The organism is Novosphingobium sp. (assembly GCF_027489515.1).
Classification (GTDB): domain Bacteria; phylum Pseudomonadota; class Alphaproteobacteria; order Sphingomonadales; family Sphingomonadaceae; genus Novosphingobium.
Genome location: NZ_JAIXZS010000114.1, coordinates 1 through 17,958, shown reverse-complemented (window position 1 = coordinate 17,958; position 17,958 = coordinate 1). Strand labels below are relative to the sequence as shown.

Below are 17,958 nucleotides of genomic sequence, written 5' to 3'. Positions count from 1 at the left end.
CCGGGGGGCACTATGGCATGAGTGAAAAGGGCGGCCAGCAGAAGAGCCAGCCGAGTTTGGCAAAAGGTGCGCTCTCGGCGCTCGAATCGACGATCATGGGGATCGCGGGGACTTCACCCGCCTTCACCGTCGCGGTGACCACCGGCACTATCTACGCTGCCATCGGGCCGCTTTCGGTGGGGAGCCTGCTCTACAGCGGCGTGATCATGCTGGGCATCATGTTCGCCTTTGCCAATCTCAACCGGGTGATGCCCGATGCCGGCGCGGCCTTTGCGTGGGTCGGCTCGGTATTCGGGCCAGTCTGGGGCTTCTTCGCGGGGTGGGGGCTGATGGTCGCCTCGGTGGTGTTCATGGTCTCCGCCACGCTCCCGGCCGCGACCGCGACCTTGTTGCTGTTTGCGCCGGATCAGGTGGAAAACACCCCGCTGGTCACCGCCATCGCAGCGATCTGGCTCACGTTGGTGACCGCAATCGTGCTGCGCGGCATCAAGCACGCGAGCACCGCGCAGGTGACCGTGACGGTGATCGAGGCGGCCATCGTCGTCGCCCTGCTGGGTGCGGCGGTCTACTGGTTCGGCGCCACCCCGGCGCATGCGCCCTCGCTCTCATGGATCGCGCCGGGCTCGTTCACATTCAAATCGTTTGCCGATGGGGCGATTGTCTCGGTGTTCTTCTACTGGGGCTGGGACGTGACGATGAACCTCGGCGAGGAGACCGAGCCGGAAGATGCCTCCACGGGTGCATTCTGGGCGATGATCAACCTGATCGTGTTCTTCGTGATCCTGATGACCGTGGTGCTGATTGCCCTCAGCGACAAGGAGATCGCCGCGGCCAACACCAACGTGCTCTATGCGATCTCGTCCAAGATCTTCCCCGCGCCGTGGAGCTATCTGGTGGTGCTGGCGACAGTACTGAGCACGGTGGGCGCGCTCGAGACGCAGATCCTCCAGTTCAGCCGCAGCATGTATTCGATGGCGCGCGCGGGCGTGCTGCATCCGCGCTATGCGGCCGTCCACCGCGAGTGGCAGACGCCCTGGGCGGCGACGCTGGTGATCTGGGGACTGGGCCTCGTGCTCCTGTTCGCGGCATCCTACATGCCCTCGGTTGCGGCGATCCTCGAAAGTTCGATCGAGGCGATCGGGCTGCAGATCTGCTTCTACATGGGGCTGACGGGCTATGCCTCGGCCTGGCATTTCCGGGGCCTGCTGCGGACCGATCTGCGCGAGGGCTTCACGCACGTGGTGATGCCACTGCTCGGCGCGCTGTTCATGACGGGGGTGGCGGTTTGGGTGATCCCGACGTTCAGTGCGGTGGTGCTGACGGTGGGGATCGGCGGGCTGGCGCTTGGTTTCATCCCGCTTTCGATTGGCTGGTGGCGCAATCGGCAGGGTGGCATCGTACCGGCCTGACACGCTGCCAATGTAACAAAATATGCCTAGATGTTAACCGCATGTTCGGTCCGGACTGGTAGCTATCCGGTCCGGAGATCGAGTGTTGAACGACGTATCCTTTACCATCCACCCGGGGAAGGCGCCACTTCCCGGAGCCGGCGAGGCTGATACCAGCTTTGCCGTGCTGCCGTGGCGTGCATGGGATACGCCCGAAGCGCGGGGCGCGTGGGATGCTCTGGCGGCGCGGGCTGGGACGCCCAATCCCTTTTTCGAGCCGTGGTATCTGCTGCCGAGCCTGGCGCGGTTCGATCCGCAGCAGCGCATCGCGATTGCGGCGCTGCTGCGCGGGGCTGTGCCCGAGGCGCTGGTACCGGTGCAGCGCGCGCGGCGCTATGGACGGCATCGACTGCCGCATCTCGCGGTCTGGCTCCATGCCAATGCCTTCCTTGGCGCGCCGATCGTGGCGGCTGGAGCGGAAGAAGCGTTCTGGGAAGCCTTGCTAGACTGGGCGGACCGCAACGCCGGAGCATCGGCCTTTCTCCATGCCGCTGCGCTGCCGCTAGAAACGGCCCTGGCGGAAGCTCTCCTGGCCGTCGGCGCGCGGCAGCGCCGCCGGGTCGTACTGGTCCACCGCGAAGAGCGCGCGATGCTCGCCTCGCCGCTCGCGCCTGCTGCCTATCTGGAGCACGCACTGCCGGGCAAGAAGCGCAAGGAGCTGCGCCGCCAGCAGGCGCGGCTTGCCGAGCAGGGTACGCTTGCCGTGGCGCGCCGCCATGACGCCGAGGGCATCGCGGCGTGGATCGACCATTTCCTTGCGCTCGAACTGCGAGGTTGGAAAGGTGAGGCGGGTAGCGCGCTGGCATGCGCGGAAGCGACGGCGGGGCTGTTTCGCGAGAGCATGACCGCAGCAGCGGGGCGTGGCTGCCTCGAGCGGCTGAGCCTCGAGCTAGATGGTGCGCCGATTGCGATGCTGGCAACCTTGATCGCGCCGCCCGGGGCCTTTTCCTACAAGACCGCATTCGACGAGCGCTTTGCCCGCTTCTCACCCGGCGTGCTGCTCCAGCTTGAGAATCTTGCGCTGCTGGAGCGCCCCGGCATCCGCTGGGCCGATAGCTGTGCGGCGCCCGACCATCCGATGATCGATTCGCTGTGGCGCGAACGCCGCGCGATCGGGCGGGTCTCCGTCGCCATCGGCGGTGCCGCGCGGCGCGCCCTGTTCGGCCGCATTGCCGCGTTTGAACTTTCCCGCAATCCGCAGGGCCTGACATGACCTTTACCGTGTTCGAAGCGGAGGCGCGCGCCGCCTTTGCTGCTGCCTATCCCGAAGTGCCGCACCGCCTGACGCATGGCCTGCGCGGCCATCCGCTGCTGACGATCGACGCGCTGGCAGACCTTGCCGAAACGCTTCCCGTGCAAAGCCGCGAATACAACCGCGCCGATCTGCCGGTGGGGCTCAACGGCATCGTGCCGCCGGGCAACGGCCTCGGCATCGGCGAGACGATCCGGAACATTGCCGAGACAGGCAGCTGGGCCGCGCTCAAGAACATCGAACAAGTGCCCGCCTACCGCGAGCTGCTGCTGGCGCTGCTGGAGGAACTGCGCCCGGCGATTGAGGCACGCACCGGCGCGATGCTGCGCCCGCAGGGCTTCGTGTTCATCACCAGCCCGAACGGCGTCACGCCCTATCATTTCGATCCGGAGCACAACATCCTGCTGCACCTCGCAGGCGTGAAGACGATGACCTTGTTTCCGCAGGGGAATCCGAGCTACGCGCCCGACGAGACGCACGAGACCTATCACACCGGCGGCGGACGCGAGCTGTTTTGGCGCGACGAGTTCGAGCGCGGCGGCACCGAATGGAAGCTGCACCCGGGCGAGGCGCTGTATGTGCCGGTGATGGCGCCGCACTATGTGCGCAATGGCCCCGCGAGCGCGATCTCGCTTTCGATCACCTGGCGTTCGGAATGGAGCTTTGCCGAGGCGGACGCGCGGGCGTTCAACGCGGTGCTGCGGCGCATGGGCCTTTCTCCGCGCGCACCGGGACGCTGGCCGCATGATAACCGGATCAAGGCGGCTGGCTGGCGGATGTTGCGGCGGTTGCCGGGGTTTGGCTGACGGAAGCTTTCCGTTGACGCAAACGTCAGGCTGCGCAATGCGCCTTTGCCATGAGTGAAACACCCGCCAGTTCCGATCCCGCCGATCTTGTCGACGGCCTTCTGCGCCTGCTCGATGTTGCCGAGCAGGGGGGCGACCACTTTGCCGGAGCGCGCAAGCCGGGTGGCGTGGGGCGCGTGTTTGGCGGGCAGGTGATCGGCCAGGCGCTGGCGAGCGCCGAGCGCACCGTGCCCGATGACCGCCCTGTCCATTCGCTCCATGCCTACTTCCTGCGCGGCGGGAACGAGGACTATGGCATCGATTTCGAAGTGATGCGCGATCTCGATGGCGGGAGCTTTGCCAACCGGCGGGTGGTGGCGAGCCAGCAGGGCAAGCCCATTCTCACCATGGTTGCCTCGTTCCACAAGCGCGAGCCGGGGGTGGAGCACGCCGAAGAGATGCCGGTGGTGCCGGAGCCGGAAAGTCTGCGCAGCGAGGCGGATCTGCGCGCCGAATATGCGGACCGCGTACCGGAACGGCAGCGGCAGATGATGCTGCAACCGCGCCCGATCGAGCTGCGCCCGGTGGAATCGCGGCACTGGATGGGCGGTCCCCCGCGCGAGCCGCTGTCGCACACATGGATGCGCGCGGTGGCCCCGCTGCCCGATGATCCCAAGATCCACCGCGCCGTGCTCGCCTATGCGAGCGACATGACCCTGCTCGGCACCGCAACGCTGCCGCACGAGATCAGCTGGGCGAAGGGCAACATGATGGGCGCCAGCCTCGATCATGCGATCTGGTTTCACGACGATTTCCGCGCCGATGAATGGCTGCTCTATGTCTGTGACAGCCCGTGGGCAGGCCGTGCGCGCGGCTTCAACCGGGGGCGGATCTTCACGCGCGCAGGGAAGCTGGTCGCCAATGTCGCGCAGGAAGGGCTGATCCGGCCGCTGACGAAGAAGCCCTGAAGCTGATGCCTATTTGCCTGCAGGGCAATTGACGATCGCTTCGAGCAACGTGGCCTGCACCAGCGAGGACGACACCATCGTCAGCAGGCGGTCGGTGTTGGTCTTGTCCGACAGCGACATCACGATCGCATCGAAGGCCTTGCAGCGCTGCAGCGTGGTGATCCCGGCGCCGTACTGGTTGCCGATCATCGTGAGGTAGCGGTCATAGGGATCGGTGCGGCGCGAGATCTTGGCGGTGGGCGGCTTTGCGGGGCCGGTGGCTGGACGGCTGGCTGCACTGGCCGGGCCCTTGCGCGCCTTGCCAGGGGCGGGTGACGCGGCCGGGGTGGTGATGGCAGGCGTTGCCTCAGCGTTGGCAGTCTTTTTGAGGCCTGCCTTGCCGGGGCCTGCCTTGCCGGGGCCTGCCTTGCCGGGTGCCGCTTTGCCGAGAGCTGCCTTTGCCGGCGCTGCCTTGGCGGGTGCGGCCTTGGCAGGTGAGGCGGGGGTCGGCGCGGCGAGCGCGGCTGTCGTGGCGGACGGTTTGGCGTTCAGGCTGCGCAGGAACGTCGCGACCCGGTCGTTGGACCCGACAAACATGGTGCGACGGGCGCTATTCATGCCATCGAGATGGTCCATGATCGGCACGCCGACATGGCGGCAACGCACCGCAACGCCCATCATCATGGTCTGGAACTCGACGATGCGGGCAGCCTGAACGGTCGCGGCATCGGGGCAGACCTGCTCCGCCTGCACGGCCACGGGGGCAAGCGCCAGCGCGGCGGCGCTCGCCATCCCGAGGCAGCGCATGCGATCAATCATGGCTGCTTCGGCGCGTCGCAGTTGAGGATCGGCACGGCCATCAGCGTGCTGAACGCGCTCACCAGCGTAGACTGGGCGGCAAAGGCCGCAGCGGCAACCGGGCCATAGGCGCGCGCTTCTGCAGCGACCGCATTCTGCGGATTGACGTCACCGCTGAGCTGGTTGGCATCATAGATCGTCTGAAGCCTGTTCATGTGGGCAATGGCGGCATCGTTGTTGCGCCGTGCCGCTTCCACCGCCGCGACATAGGGCCCATCGTGGAAGGCATTGCGGGCATCGGCGGAGCAGAAGCTGGACGGGAAGGCGAGCGGCGGGATCGAAGCCAGCTGCGGACGCGGCGGCAGGGCAAAGCCGGCCGGAAGCGGGCCGACGGCAATCGGGCGCGGGTCTGCTGCCGGTACGGCGCGTGCCGAAAGCGCCGCTGCATCGGGCACGGCGACGGGCGGGCCAGGCACCTCGACCAGTCGCGCCGGGGCGGCAGCGGGAGCGGGAGCGGCGGCTGGGGCAGGGGCGGCCGGTGCCGCGAACTGCGCGCCGTCGGACGCGGACGGTTCGGAAGCGTCGACAATCGGCGTCGGCGCGGGGGCACCCATTCGCTGGCTGTCACCCAGTGCGCCCAGCAGGCGGCGCAGCGCGTCGCTGTCCCCACCCTCGGCTGCGGGCTCGGTCGGCGGCGCAGCGGTGACATAGGGCACCGAATCGTCGTCATCCGTGTTGCGCGGTCCGGCCGAGCGCGAAGCAGGCGGTGCGGGCCTCGGCGCGGCGGGCACGGCTACGAGGCGCTCACGCACCGAAGGGCCGGGCAGCGGCGCCGTTGCGGCGAGCTCTGCCTTGGTGCTCGCCAGCTGTTTGCGCGCTGGCGGAGCTGGGGTTGCAGGCGGAGCTTGCGTCGTGATGGCCGGTTGCGGCGCCGAGGCAGTCACGATCGGCGCGGGCGCGGGTTGCGGCGCGGGTGCGGGGATAGCCTCGACCGGTGCGGCCAGCGGAACCGGCGCGGGGGCCGCATTCGGAGCGGTGGGCGCCGGCGCGGAGAGCTGGCGCAGCTTTGTCAGCTTGACCCGCGCCACGGCTGCAAAGGTGCCGTTGGGGTACTGTGCGAGGTAGGCCTCGTAGAGCGCGGGATCGTTGCCGCTTTCAACCGACTGCCAGAAGGTAAGTTCGAATTGCGAGCCTACGCCGGTCGTAGCGGGGGCCTGCGCGTGGGCGGGCGAAGCGAGCGGAAGCAACAATGCAGCAATCGGCGCAAGGCACCGCACCGACATATGCCGCATGCGCCAGCGCGCGTTTCCAGATCCCGTTTGTCCCACCGTGCCCCTCGGTTCGTCCATCGCCCGCCCGCGATTGGTAAGGGTCCCTATCACACGATAGTAAAGAATCGAAGACGATAAGGGCTGAGCCGGGCCTGATTGGCCTTCCTTATGGGACAGGGGGGGCGCAGGTACGCAGCGGCACGGCCATCAGCGCATCAAACTGGCGAACCAGCGCTGCCTGCACCGAATAGGCGCGCGCGGCTTCGGACTGATAGGCGCGCGCTTCGGCGGCAATCGCATTGAGCACCGCCGTATCGCGGCCGAGCTGGCCACGGTCGTACGTCTGCTGGAGCTGGCGCAGGTAGGCCACAGCAGCTTCGTTGTTGCGGGTCGCGACTTCTACCGCCGGGCGATAGGCATCGTTGTGGAACGCGTTGCGCGCGTCGTTGCTGCAGAAATACGCCGGCAGCGCGACATCGGGGACGGGCAAAAGCAGCGGCCGGGCCGAGGCATAGCTGACGGCCGGTGTGGCCGCCGGGGTCAGCGCGGCGGCGGGTGCGGCAGGCGCCGGGGCATAGACCGGCTGCGCGGGCGCGGCTGCGGCAAGGCCAGGTGCGGCTGGGCCCGGTGCGGCAGGACCCGTTGCGGCAGGCGCCGTCGAAGCAAGGCCGGGCGCGGTGGCAGGAAGTGGCTGCACCGGCGGCGCGGGCGTTATGTGGGGCACTGCTTCGGGCTGAGCTGCGGGCACCGCTGCCGCTTGCGCGGCGGCATCGCCCGATCCGCGCAGCTGGGCAAGCAGGCGCGCCAGCGGCGAGGGCGCGGCTTCGGCGAGGGCAACCGGCGCGGTGGCCGGGATCATCTCGGCTGCGGGCGCGGCGGGGGACTGCTGCGCGACAGCGACGGCGGGTGTCGGCGCGAGCGGCGCGGCGCCATGCGGCATGGTCAGCACTGCCGGGGCGGGCTGGGGCGCGGGCACCGGTGCTGCGGCTGGAGCCGGGACAGGCGCGGCCGCAGCGGGCTGCACCGCAAGGGCGCGCTGGATCGCGGCGATGCGTGCGCGGGCAAGGCCGCTGAACGTGCCATCGGGATAGCGCGCAAGGTAGGCCTCGTAGCTGCCAATATCCTCGCTGCCGGTCACCGATTGCCAGAAGGTCAGCTCGAAGGCCGAGCCCACGCCGTTGGGCGCAGCGGCCAGCGGCGGTGTTGCTGCGCCCTGAGGCGCTGCGCTCTGCGCTGCGGCAGGCGCGGTGCAAAGCGCCATCAGCGCGGCGAGGAGGACCGGCCCGGCGGCGCGTCCCTGGCGATTTGTGCGCATCATATGCTCCCCAGCTTGCGGACGGCGCCCCTTTCTCGGGTGGTGCGCCGTCCTCTTGGCATTCTCCCTTGCGACGCAGAGTGCCCGCTATTGGTGGACGAGCGCCAAAGGCATGCGGTTAAGGCGAAAGTTACCCTGATTGATCGGTGTTGCTCAGTTTTCGGCGGCGCAGGCCATCTCATCGAGCTTGGGCCGCGCGATCAGCGTTTCGGCGACTTGCGCAAGGAGGCGCACGTCAGGCACCTTGGCAAGCTCGCCCGCCACCTGATCGAGCGTCTGGCAGGCGGAGAACGTCGTTGCGCCGCCACCGTAGCTGTTGCCGAGGATCGTGGCGTAGCGATCGAAACCGCCGCTGTGCGGGTCGATCCCATCACCGCCGAGGTAGTGGCGCAGCCGCGTTGCCGCCTGGCCGAAGGGGGCCTGATGCGCCACGACCATGTTTTCATAGGTGCCGCGCATGTCATAGCCGATGCGGGCGCAGCGCAGCGAGACGACCATCATCATCGTCTCGAACTGGTGGATGCGCGCGGCGGTGGCGGTCTGGCGGTCGATGCAGGCGGCCTGTGCGGGGGCGACGAGCACGAGGCTGCCGAGCGCGGCGATGCACGCGGCGCGGGAAAGGCGGCGGATCACTGGCTGGCTCCGCAGGTGCTGAAGGGTGTGGTCATGATGTCCTCGAACTGGCCGGTGAGCTCGTCCTGAATCGAGCTGGCGGCGTTGACGGTGCGGGAGAAGTCTTTCGCTTCGGCGGCGATGGCGGCCTGCGCGCGGGCATCGCCGCTGAGCTGGTAATTGTCGTAAAGCGTACGCAGGCGGCGCACATAGGCGGCGGCGACTTCGTTGTTGTGCTGCGCGATGGCCATCGCCGGCTGGTAGATTCCTTCCATGAAGGCACCGCGCTGCTCGGCCGAGCAGAAGCTGCGCGGCACGGCGACTTCGGGCATGGACATGAGGCGCGGGCGGGTCGGCATCGCCATTTCCTCCTGCAGCCCATACTGGCTGCCGGGCGTCTCCTGCGAGGTGACAAGCTGGCCGAGCAGCAAGCCAAGCGGCGAGATCTGACGGCCGACATCGGGCATTTCGACCGAGACTGCGGCGGTGGAGACCACGGCGCGCATGAAGCGAGCATTGGCGGCGGTGTGCGACGGGCGGCGACCGCGCGGCGGGGCGAAGCTGGCGGCGGCATAGTCGGCACGCGGTGCCGGGGCGGGCGTCGGCGCGGCGGCATAGACCGGTGCGGACGGGGGAACCGGCGTGGTCTGCGCGGCGATGGCCGCTTCAAGCGCTGCGGCGCTGGGCAGCGCGACGGGGGCGGCGCCGAGCGCGGCGAGTACCGTCGGTGGGGCGATGGGCGCGGGCTGCGGGGCAGGCTCGGCCGTGACCGGGACGAAGCTCGGCGCGAGCGTTGGCGCGGCGGGCGGGACAGGTGCGGGCGGGGCCGGTTCGGCCGTGAGTGTCGCGAGGAGTTTTGCGCTCGCCACCGGCATGACTTCGGCGCTGCCAAGGAGGTCCTGCGCGGCCTCTGGCGCGGCAGCGGCGGCGAACGTGAGCACCGGCGGCGCGGTGGGAGCAGGCGGTGCCATCAGCACTGCGGCGGGGGACGGCGTCGCGGCGGCGGCTTCCTGCGCCGCCTCATTGGCGGCAGCCTTCGCGGCCTTCGCCGCCTGCAGAACGCCGGCGGCTTCGGGAGCGCCATCCTGCGCGAGTGCGGCGGGGGATGCCATGCCGAGCGCTGCGCCGGATGCACCTGTCAGCAATGCTCTCAGAAGACCATGTTGCGCCATGTCGCGCCTCCCGTTCTGCCCTTGTCGCGGCCACCTCGCGGGGGGAAGCGGCCATGGCGGACGGTATGGCGGAACGAGGTGGAAATCGGCTCAAGCAGCGCCTGCGTACCTGTCCTTATCCGGTTGGAATAATTGACTGAATTGTGACGAAAATCAGGCGCCTGGATGGTAGAAATCGTAGACCGCCTGCGCGACTGTCGCGCTGACGCCGGGCGCGCGCTGGAGGTCTTCGAGGCTGGCTGCGCGGACCTTGCTGGCGGTGCCGAAGTGGAGCAGCAGCGCGCGCTTGCGCGCCGGGCCGATGCCGGGGACTTCATCGAGCGGGCTGGCGGTGATCGCGCGGCTGCGCTTGGCGCGGTGGGCGCCGATGGCGAAGCGGTGGACCTCATCGCGCAGGCGCTGGAGATGGAACAGCACCGGCGAATTGACCGGGAGCATCTTCTCGCGCCCGTCCATGAAGTGGAACACCTCGCGCCCCTCGCGCCCGTGGTGCGGGCCCTTGGCAATGCCGATGAGGGTGACGTCCTCGATGCCCATGGCTTCGAGCGTCTCGCGCGCGGCGGACAGTTGCCCCTTGCCGCCGTCGATCAGGACGAGATCGGGCCATGTGCCGGCCTCGCGATCCGGGTCGTCGTCCTGCGCTTTTGCGAAGCGGCGCTGGAACACCTCGCGCATCATGCCGAAATCATCGTTGGTCTGCGCGGTCTTGATGTTCCACTTGCGGTACTGGCCGGTGAGGAAGCCTTCCGGCCCTGCAACGATCATCGCGCCGAGCGCATGCGCGCCCTGTACGTGCGAGTTGTCGTAGACTTCGACGCGCTGCGGGGCTTCGCCGAGTTCGAGGAATTCGGCCATCTCGCGCCAGGTGCGCGCCTTGGTGCCGCTTTCGGCCATGCGGCGATCGAGCGCCTCGACCGCGTTGCGCTGGGCCTGCTCCATCAGGCGCCGACGGTCGCCGCGCTGCGGGACCGAAATTTCGACCTTGCCACCGGCGGCGGGGTAGAGCGCTTCGGCCAGGAGATCGGCTTCGGGCAGGTCGCGGTCGACAAGGATCAGGCGCGGCGGAGGCACTTCCTCGTAGAACTGGGCGAGGAAGCTGGTCATGACTTCGTGCTCTTCGAGCCCCTCGGTATGGCCGGGGAAGAAGGCGCGGTGGCCCCAGTTCTGGCCGCCGCGGATGAAGAAGGCCTGGATGCCGATCTGCCCGCCCTTGCTGGCCATGGCGAACACGTCCGCATTGCCCACGCCTTCGGCATTCACCGCCTGGCTGCCCTGGATGAAGGTGGCGGCGCGGAGGCGATCGCGCAGCATGGCCGCGCGCTCATAATCGAGCGCTTCGGCGGCCTCGGTCATCTGCGCCTCGATTTCCTTTTGCACCGCGCCCGATTTGCCGCCAAGGAAGTCCTTCGCCTGACGCACGAGCTCGGCGTAGTCCTCCTCGCTGATCCGGTCGACGCAGGGGGCCGAGCAGCGCTTGATCTGGTAGAGCAGGCAGGGCCGGTCGCGGCGCGACATGTAGCCATCGTTGCAGCTCCTCAGCAGGAACAGCTTCTGCAGCGCGTTGATCGTGGTGTTCACCGAGCCGGCGCTGGCGAAGGGGCCATAATAGTTGCCCTTGGCGCGGCGCGCGCCGCGGTGCTTCTGGATGCGCGGAAAGGCGTGATCGGCGCGCAGCAGGATGAACGGGAACGATTTGTCGTCGCGCAGCAGCACGTTGTAGGGCGGGCGGTAGCGCTTGATCAGCTGCGCTTCGAGCAGCAGCGCCTCGGCTTCGGAATTGGTGGTCACGATGGTCATCGAGCGCGTCTGGCTGACCATGCGCTTGAGCCGCTGGGGCAGCCGATCGACCTGCGTATAATTGGCGACGCGGTTCCTGAGCGCGCGCGCCTTGCCGACATAGAGCACATCGCCGCGCGCATCGTGCATGCGGTAGACGCCGGGCTTGGGCTTGAGCGTGGCGACGACTTCGCGGATCGTGGCGACACCGCGCTCGATATCGGGCTGGTCGGACCCGCGGACGGTGTAGGTCGCCTTGTCCTCGTTGAACCGCTCCGAAGCCTGCGGGAGCAGCGGCTCCGGCACTTGCGGGCCGGAATGGTGTTCGGGCGGAAGAGGGGGATCGCGGCGCGCCATGGCGGGTTCGAGATAGTCGCTCCTGCGCGGCTTGGGGAGGGGCGGCGGGCAGATATCCCCGCGTGGCGGTCGGGTTTCTCCAGCCTCTAGGGGAATCCCGCTAGGGTCATCGCGATGGTCGGTTAAAGGGTGCGGGCGCACGTGTGTACGGGTCATGTCCGCCCATTGCTCCCAGCCGATCGTCCCCATGCCCCGGATCACCGGGCGCCGCGCGACCCCCCGCGTGCGGCTCTACATTCCGGCGCAGGTCCTGCTGATCCATGGGCTGGAGAATTGCCTGCTCGACGATCTTTCACAGTCCGGTGCGCGGGTGACGATTGCCGCGAAGCTGCCGAGCCCCGGCGCGGGCGTCGTCCTGCGCGCCAAGTCGCTGGAGGTCTTCGGCAACGTCGTCTGGTCGCAGGGCGCGCGGTTCGGCATCCTGTTCGAGGAACCGCTGGCGCTTCACGATGTGGTCAACGTGCGCCATTTCGCCGATGCCTATGTTGATCACGAGCGCGCGATCCAGCGCCGCAACGCGCGCATTTTCGTGCAAGGCATGCCGCGGGCAAAGCGCTTCAGCTGAAGCCGGCGATCAGAACTGCTTGCGCAGTTCGATGCTGAAGACCCGGCCCTCCGGATTGAGGTAGCCGCGCTGGTAGCGCAGCGGAGTGGCGCCGGTCTGATCGGTGACCTTCTGGACGGCATCGAACAGGTTGTTCACCCCTAGCGCGATGCGCGTGCCCTTGAAGAACGGCGCCCGCGTCGTGAGCTTCTGCATGCGGCCGAGATCGATGAAGCCGCGCAGATTGAACGTTGCCAGCGCGCCGAAATCGAGACGGCTGGCACCCGGAATGCCCCCGCTACTCGCTTGCGCACCATCGACCCGCGTGCCGCTGGCATAGGTGCCTGACACGCGCAGGCCGAAGCCGCGATAGAAGCCGCCGCCTTCGAGCGTGGCGCTGCTCCGGGCGATCCCCGCGCCGGAAAGCGCATCGCCGCCGAGCAGATCGAGCACGCGCCCGCCGGGCACGATCCGCGCGGTCTCGTCGAGTTCCTGCGTATAGGCGAGGCTAAGGTTCCAGTGGCCGCGCCCGTCGGCGCCGGGCCCGCGGCCACCACTACCGCCGCCAGCTGGGCGAGCGCCGCCGCTGGGGCCGCTGCCGCCGGGGCCCCCACCGCCAGGCCTGCGCATCCCGGCAAAGGCGCCGCGCCGCGCATTGGGATCGGGCTTGCCGAACGGTCCCCCGAAATTGAGGCTGGCGCGCAACCGCGAGCCGGTGGTTTCGGCAAAGGTCACCGCGCGCTGGTCGACGCTGACGATGCGGCCCGAAGCATCGCGGGTGACGCGGCCGGGAAACGCGGCCTCGACATCAGGCGTGAGCAGCGGGAACGCGTTGGTCGTGCCCTGCGAGCGGTTGCGGAAGTACTCGACCAGCAGCGCGGATTCCTTGCCGATGGGAAGGTCCCAGTTCGCCGAAAGCTTGATGTCGCGCTGGCGCTCTTTCACGAGCGCCGGATTGCCGCCGGTAATGACGGTGGCGAGCACGCTTTCTCCGCGCGTGAAATCATAGAGCGCAACGCCGGTGGTCACGGTGACCGGTGCGCCGAGATCGGCAAGGCCGGGCGCCTTCTGGCTGGTGATGTAGTTGGCGGCGAAGGTCAGCTTCGGGGTTACGCCCCAGGTGATCCCCGCGCCCCACGCGGTAAGGCCGCCGAAGTCGGAAACGGTGTGCGCCTCGCCGTTGAAGTTCAGCGAGATGTCGCCGAGTTTGCCCCCGAAGCCTTCCCGGCGGCTGGTGATCGGCAGATCGAGGCTGAAGCCCGCCTGCGCATCACCCCGCTTGAGGTCTGCGGGGGCGCCGAGCTGGCGCGAATCCGAGGAGCGGAGGCCGTTGTAGGCAAACCCGGCCTTGAGCGTGAGCGCGGTCTGCCCGCCGGGCAGCCGCAGCGGCGATCCGGTCACGGTAGCAAGCGTTGTCGCGGTATCGGATTTGCTGCGTGCGATGCCTTGCGGGGCGGGAAGGATCGCGTCGGCGGGCAGGCTGCCGAAGGGCGAGAGCGCGCCCTGATCGACAAGGCTCTGCAGGCCGGAGAGGTCGGCGCGCGCGTCGATCGTGGTGGTGGTGGCGACATGGCTGCCGTCTGCCGTCCACGCAAGCTGCCATGCGCCGAGCGGCAGATTGAGCGTCGCGCCCGCCGAGACGGTATCGGCGACGGTCCGGCTGGCGAGCGGAGCAGGCAGCAGCGTCGCGCGCTGGGTCAGGCTGCCATCGGGCGCAGCGAGGACAATTGTATTGAGCCCGTTGAGGCTGCGGTTGTCATTGCGCTGAACAAGGCCATTGAGCGTGAGCGAGGCCCCGGTACCGAGCGATTTGGCCCAGGTGCCATTGAGCACTGCGCTGCGCGCATCGGCAAGCAGCGTGCGGTAATCGCCCTGCTTCGGATCGGTGGAGACGGTGGCCGCGCCGCTGGCAGAAGGCTGGACGATGCCGCGCTCGGCTTCAGTCAGCGGCGAGCGGCGCTCGATCGTGCCCGTCAGGTTGAGGCGGCTTGCCTTCTCGATGCGCGTGAGCGTTGCTTCCTGGCTGAGATCGCTGAAGCCGCCCGCGCCGGGGAGCTTTGCTTCGGTTTCGCTGCCGAAGCTGCGGAACTTGTCCTTGAGGATGAAGTTGACGACGCGCTGGTCGGGGCGGAAGCCATATTTGAGCGCGACTTCTTCAGGCAGGACTTCGACGCGGCGGATTGCCTCGGGCGGGATCGAACGGATCTCGCGGAAGCTGGCGATGCGCAGGCCGTTGAGCAGGACCGATGGCGCGCCGTCGCCGCGGCCGCGGCCGGAACCGGTCTGCGGGGCAAGCGCGGTGAGCAGCGACTGGAGCGAGCCTGCACCATAGGCCGCAATGTCGTCCTCGCTGAGCGTGATGATCGGCGGCACCGCGGTTTCGACCTCGCCGCGCACACGCGTCGCCACAACGACAATATCGCCGTCCGGATCAGACGTTTCCGGCTCGGGAGCGGCGGCGGGGGCAGGTGCGGCATTCTGTTCGGCAGTCGGCGGTTCGGCAGTCGGCAGTTCGGCGGCCGGCGGCGCCGCAGTCTGCGGTGCAGCGGCCGCCGGAAGCGGTGTCAACACGAGCAGCGCCATGGCTGCGGCGCGATCTGGCAGTACCATCGCTCAGGTTCCTGTTGGCTGGCCAGGCAATGCTGCCCAGCGCGAGGTTGCTGCCCCCGTGCCGCTGGTAGGGCGGGGTATGCTCGTCCGACAATGACCCTTTCGTATCAATTTGTCGCAGTGCAACAAACGGCTTCCCGCTTTCCTTTTGCGCCGCAAGTCGCTATGCGCGCCGCCCATGGGCGCGTCTGCGCCCGCAATGCGTGCAATTTTCACCCACGAAAAGGCAATCGACCCCGCCTATGGCGAAAGAAGAACTCCTCGAGATGCGCGGCCAGGTGGTCGAACTCCTGCCCAACGCGATGTTCCGCGTGAAGCTTGAGAACGAGCACGAGATCCTTGGCCACACCGCCGGCAAGATGCGCAAGAATCGTATCCGCGTGCTGGTGGGCGACGAGGTGCTGGTCGAACTGACGCCCTATGATCTGACCAAGGGCCGCATCACCTACCGCTTCATGCCCGGTCGTTCAGGGCCCGGCCAGTTCTAACGGCACCCGGCAGTGATGGCTGCGGTGTGATGGCCGTGCCGCCTGTATCCGGGACTCAAGAGCTCGTGCTGGCCTCGGCCAGCCCCCGGCGCCGGGAACTTCTGGCCCGGCTTGGCCTTGCCGACCCGCGCATTCTCGCCACCGATATCGACGAAACGCCGCTGCCCGGCGAACAGCCGCGCGAGCATGCCGCGCGTCTTGCCGCCGGAAAGGCGCGCGCTGCGGCGGCGCTGGCGCCGGGGGGCGTGATCCTTGCCGGCGATACCGTGGTCGGTGTGGGGCGGCGCATCCTGCCCAAGGCCGAGGATGAGCAGACGGCCCGCCGCTGCCTCGCGCTGCTTTCGGGGCGCCGGCACCGGGTGTTCTCGGCCATCGCGGTGCTGACGCCTGACGGAACACTGCGCGAGGCAATGAGCGAGACGGTGCTGCGCTTCAAGCGGCTCGAGCCCGCAGAGATCGAGGCCTATATCGCCGGGGGCGAGTGGCACGGAAAGGCGGGCGGCTATGCCATCCAGGGCAGCGCCGAGGGCTTTTGCCTGTGGCTATCGGGAAGCCATTCGGGCGTTGTCGGCCTGCCACTGTTCGAGACGCGCCGCCTGCTGCGCGCGGCGGGTCTGAAGATCGCCTGATATGGCCGAGTGGCTGGTTGAGGATGGCATCGGCGAGGAGCGCGCGATCCTCGTCGAGCAGAGCGCGATCGTGGCGGCGCGCATCGTGTGGGACGAGCCGTGGCGCGCGGGCGCCGTCGTCGAAGCGCGGCTGGGAGCGCGCATTCCGGGCACCCGCCGCGCGGTGGTACGCCTGCCTGATGGCAGCGAGGCGCTGGGCGAGGGGTTCGATCCGAAGCTGACTGAGGGGCAGGCGGTGCTTGTCCGCGTGACGCGCTGCGCCATTGCCGAGAAGGGCCGCACCAAATTGCCGCAAGTCCGCCCGGCCGCGCCGGGAGAGGCGCCGCGTCCGGCGCTGTCGCTGCGGGAAGAGCTCGCTGGCGGTCCTTATCCGGTGCGCTGCGTGCCAGTGCATGGACGCGCGTTTGCCGAGGCGGGGTGGGACGATCTTGTCGTGGAAGCGCTGACCGGTGAAGTCGCCTTCGCCGGAGGCAGCCTTGTTATCAGCCCGACCCCGGCGATGACCCTCATCGATGTGGACGGCCCGCCACCGCTCCCGGCGCTGGCGCTGGCGGCGGTGCCGGCCATCGCGGCGGCGTTGCGGCGCTTTGATCTTGGCGGATCGGTAGGGATCGATTTTCCCTCGCTTGCCGAGAAGGCACAGCGCCGAACGGTGGACGAAGCGCTGGCGGAAGCCCTTGCCGCGGCGGGCTGGCAGGGCGAGCGCACGGGCATGAACGGCTTCGGCTTCGTGCAACTCGTATCGCGGCTCGAACGGCCCTCGCTGATCGCCCGCTTCGCCCGCGCACCTGCCGCCGCTGCCGCGCGCAGATTGCTGCGTCTCGCAGAGCGGGTAGCAGAGCCTGGCACGCTGCTGCTGACCGCGCACCCCGCGGCCCGCCGCGCGATGCGGGCCGAATGGGAAGCAGAGCTTGCCCGCCGCACCGGCCGCCGCATCCAGTGGCACGAGGACGCAGGACTTGCGCTGGGCGCGACCTTCGCGCAGGCGATTGCAGCATGAGCCAGACTCCCGCCCCCCATTCCGGACCTTCTGTTCGCCGCTGCCCCATCTGCCGCAAGCCGCGTGTCGCCGAATTCACGCCGTTCTGCTCATCGCGCTGCCGCGACCGCGACCTCGTCAACTGGCTGGAAGAGGGTTACACCTTGCCCGGGCCAGTGGTGGACCCCGAAGGCGATCCCGAAGCGGGCGATTTCGGCAACTAGGGGCTGGACAACCCCGAACGGCTTCGCCATAGGCGCGCTTCCAACGCGCGGACGAGCCATGCCGGCCCTCCGCGACGGCGATGCCCGGGTAGCTCAGTTGGTAGAGCACGTGACTGAAAATCACGGTGTCGGCGGTTCGACTCCGTCCCCGGGCACCATCGCTTTATTCGCCAAACCCCGCCAAAGCTTGAAAAAACCGCAGAAATCCGCCATTTGCTATGCCGGTTTGGACGCTGATGCTTGCTTCTGAACCCCACTAAGCGGGCAAATCTGCCGGTGATCCGCAGCCCAGCGACCAGAGTGGTCGTCTTGCGATGGCCGTGGGGCTATCACATCCTCAGGCACCAACCCTTGGCGCACCGCCCGTGGCTGCGGGTCGTGTTGGTCGCGGTCCAGGTCTCGTCAATGAACACGAGGCGCTCGGGATCGAGGTCGAGCTGGCCGTCGAACCAGGACCGACGCTGATTCAGGACAGAATCTTGGCCAGCGGGATGTCGCCGCAACGACCCGATTCCGCAAATCATGAGATAAGACTCTGGCCATCCACGCTGGCTTCCTGCCTAGCCAACAGGATGAGGCAGATCTTCAACGTCGCAGGAATCCCTCGCGCTTCAGCGGCTGAGGAGAACGATCTAGAGCGTCCTGCGGAAAATCTGAATCGTGGGATTCCCATTGTTTGTGATTTGTGATTCACCCTCATTGGAGGTGGATCATGGGCAAAGCACATTCGGCTGATCTTCGGGTTCGGGTT

Annotated in this window: 16 protein-coding genes, 1 tRNA gene and 1 pseudogene; 10 read left to right on the top strand and 8 right to left on the bottom strand. The window is 68.2% G+C overall.

Going from position 1 to position 17,958, the window contains the following annotated elements; all coding sequences use genetic code 11:
* Window positions 1–17 precede the first annotated feature (17 nt).
* From Q0082_RS19645 to Q0082_RS19630, 4 genes are all read left to right on the top strand, one after another.
* Window positions 18–1,409 carry an APC family permease gene (locus Q0082_RS19645; protein WP_298195296.1) on the top strand — a complete coding sequence of 464 codons (1,392 nt, stop codon included), beginning with the start codon at window positions 18–20 and terminating at the stop codon, window positions 1,407–1,409.
* Between the two features lie 82 nt (window positions 1,410–1,491).
* Complete coding sequence (locus tag Q0082_RS19640) at window positions 1,492–2,661, top strand: GNAT family N-acetyltransferase (protein ID WP_298195295.1); 1,170 nt, start codon at window positions 1,492–1,494, stop codon at window positions 2,659–2,661.
* Window positions 2,658–3,506: a transcriptional regulator gene (locus tag Q0082_RS19635; protein WP_298195294.1), complete on the top strand. Its 849-nt coding sequence runs from the start codon at window positions 2,658–2,660 to the stop codon at window positions 3,504–3,506. Before Q0082_RS19640 ends, Q0082_RS19635 begins: the two co-directional genes overlap by 4 nt.
* 50 nt (window positions 3,507–3,556) lie before the next feature.
* Window positions 3,557–4,453: an acyl-CoA thioesterase II gene (locus Q0082_RS19630; RefSeq protein ID WP_298195293.1), complete on the top strand. Its 897-nt coding sequence runs from the start codon at window positions 3,557–3,559 to the stop codon at window positions 4,451–4,453.
* Between the two features lie 9 nt (window positions 4,454–4,462).
* Here the strand turns inward: Q0082_RS19630 and Q0082_RS19625 are convergent, their stop codons facing one another.
* The 6 genes from Q0082_RS19625 to uvrC form a co-directional block, all read right to left on the bottom strand.
* Complete coding sequence (locus tag Q0082_RS19625) at window positions 4,463–5,224, bottom strand: hypothetical protein (protein WP_298195292.1); 762 nt, start codon at window positions 5,222–5,224, stop codon at window positions 4,463–4,465.
* 23 nt (window positions 5,225–5,247) lie between these two features.
* Window positions 5,248–6,480 (bottom strand): hypothetical protein, encoded by a 1,233-nt coding sequence (locus Q0082_RS19620; RefSeq protein ID WP_298195291.1) that lies wholly within the window; start codon window positions 6,478–6,480, stop codon window positions 5,248–5,250.
* A gap of 187 nt (window positions 6,481–6,667) precedes the next feature.
* A complete protein-coding gene (locus Q0082_RS19615) occupies window positions 6,668–7,819 on the bottom strand; it encodes a hypothetical protein (RefSeq protein WP_298195290.1) in 1,152 nt (383 codons plus the stop codon).
* 150 nt (window positions 7,820–7,969) lie between these two features.
* Window positions 7,970–8,449 (bottom strand): hypothetical protein, encoded by a 480-nt coding sequence (locus Q0082_RS19610; protein ID WP_298195289.1) that lies wholly within the window; start codon window positions 8,447–8,449, stop codon window positions 7,970–7,972.
* The gene (locus Q0082_RS19605; protein WP_298195288.1) at window positions 8,446–9,540 is read right to left on the bottom strand and encodes a hypothetical protein; all 1,095 of its coding nucleotides are present in this window, start codon (window positions 9,538–9,540) and stop codon (window positions 8,446–8,448) included. The genes Q0082_RS19610 and Q0082_RS19605 overlap by 4 nt, the downstream gene beginning before the upstream one ends.
* A 213-nt stretch (window positions 9,541–9,753) precedes the next feature.
* Complete coding sequence (gene uvrC, locus Q0082_RS19600; RefSeq protein WP_298195287.1) at window positions 9,754–11,733, bottom strand: excinuclease ABC subunit UvrC; 1,980 nt, start codon at window positions 11,731–11,733, stop codon at window positions 9,754–9,756.
* 187 nt (window positions 11,734–11,920) lie between these two features.
* Between uvrC and Q0082_RS19595 the strand changes: the two genes are divergently transcribed.
* Window positions 11,921–12,298: a PilZ domain-containing protein gene (locus tag Q0082_RS19595; protein WP_298195286.1), complete on the top strand. Its 378-nt coding sequence runs from the start codon at window positions 11,921–11,923 to the stop codon at window positions 12,296–12,298.
* 9 nt (window positions 12,299–12,307) lie between these two features.
* On the opposite strand, the gene Q0082_RS19590 is transcribed toward Q0082_RS19595, so the two are convergent.
* Window positions 12,308–14,887: a TonB-dependent receptor gene (locus tag Q0082_RS19590; protein ID WP_298195285.1), complete on the bottom strand. Its 2,580-nt coding sequence runs from the start codon at window positions 14,885–14,887 to the stop codon at window positions 12,308–12,310.
* Between the two features lie 242 nt (window positions 14,888–15,129).
* On the opposite strand from Q0082_RS19590, the gene infA reads away from it, so the two are divergent.
* The 5 genes from infA to Q0082_RS19565 all read left to right on the top strand — a co-directional run bounded on the left by infA (window position 15,130) and on the right by Q0082_RS19565 (window position 17,365).
* Window positions 15,130–15,375: a translation initiation factor IF-1 gene (infA, locus tag Q0082_RS19585; RefSeq protein WP_292940983.1), complete on the top strand. Its 246-nt coding sequence runs from the start codon at window positions 15,130–15,132 to the stop codon at window positions 15,373–15,375.
* 29 nt (window positions 15,376–15,404) lie between these two features.
* Window positions 15,405–16,004, top strand: a complete 600-nt coding sequence (locus Q0082_RS19580) for a Maf family nucleotide pyrophosphatase (RefSeq protein WP_298195284.1) — start codon at window positions 15,405–15,407, stop codon at window positions 16,002–16,004.
* Between the two features lies 1 nt (window position 16,005).
* Complete coding sequence (locus tag Q0082_RS19575; protein WP_298195283.1) at window positions 16,006–17,004, top strand: ribonuclease E/G; 999 nt, start codon at window positions 16,006–16,008, stop codon at window positions 17,002–17,004.
* Entirely contained in the window at window positions 17,001–17,207 is a 207-nt protein-coding gene (gene yacG, locus Q0082_RS19570; RefSeq protein ID WP_298195282.1) for a DNA gyrase inhibitor YacG, read from the top strand. The genes Q0082_RS19575 and yacG overlap by 4 nt, the downstream gene beginning before the upstream one ends.
* A gap of 82 nt (window positions 17,208–17,289) precedes the next feature.
* Window positions 17,290–17,365: transfer RNA gene (locus tag Q0082_RS19565), tRNA-Phe, on the top strand.
* A 174-nt stretch (window positions 17,366–17,539) separates the two neighbouring features.
* Here Q0082_RS19565 and Q0082_RS19560 read toward each other — a convergent pair.
* Window positions 17,540–17,680, bottom strand: a pseudogene (locus Q0082_RS19560) (IS630 family transposase); the annotation flags it as partial.
* Window positions 17,681–17,958: the final 278 nt, after the last annotated feature.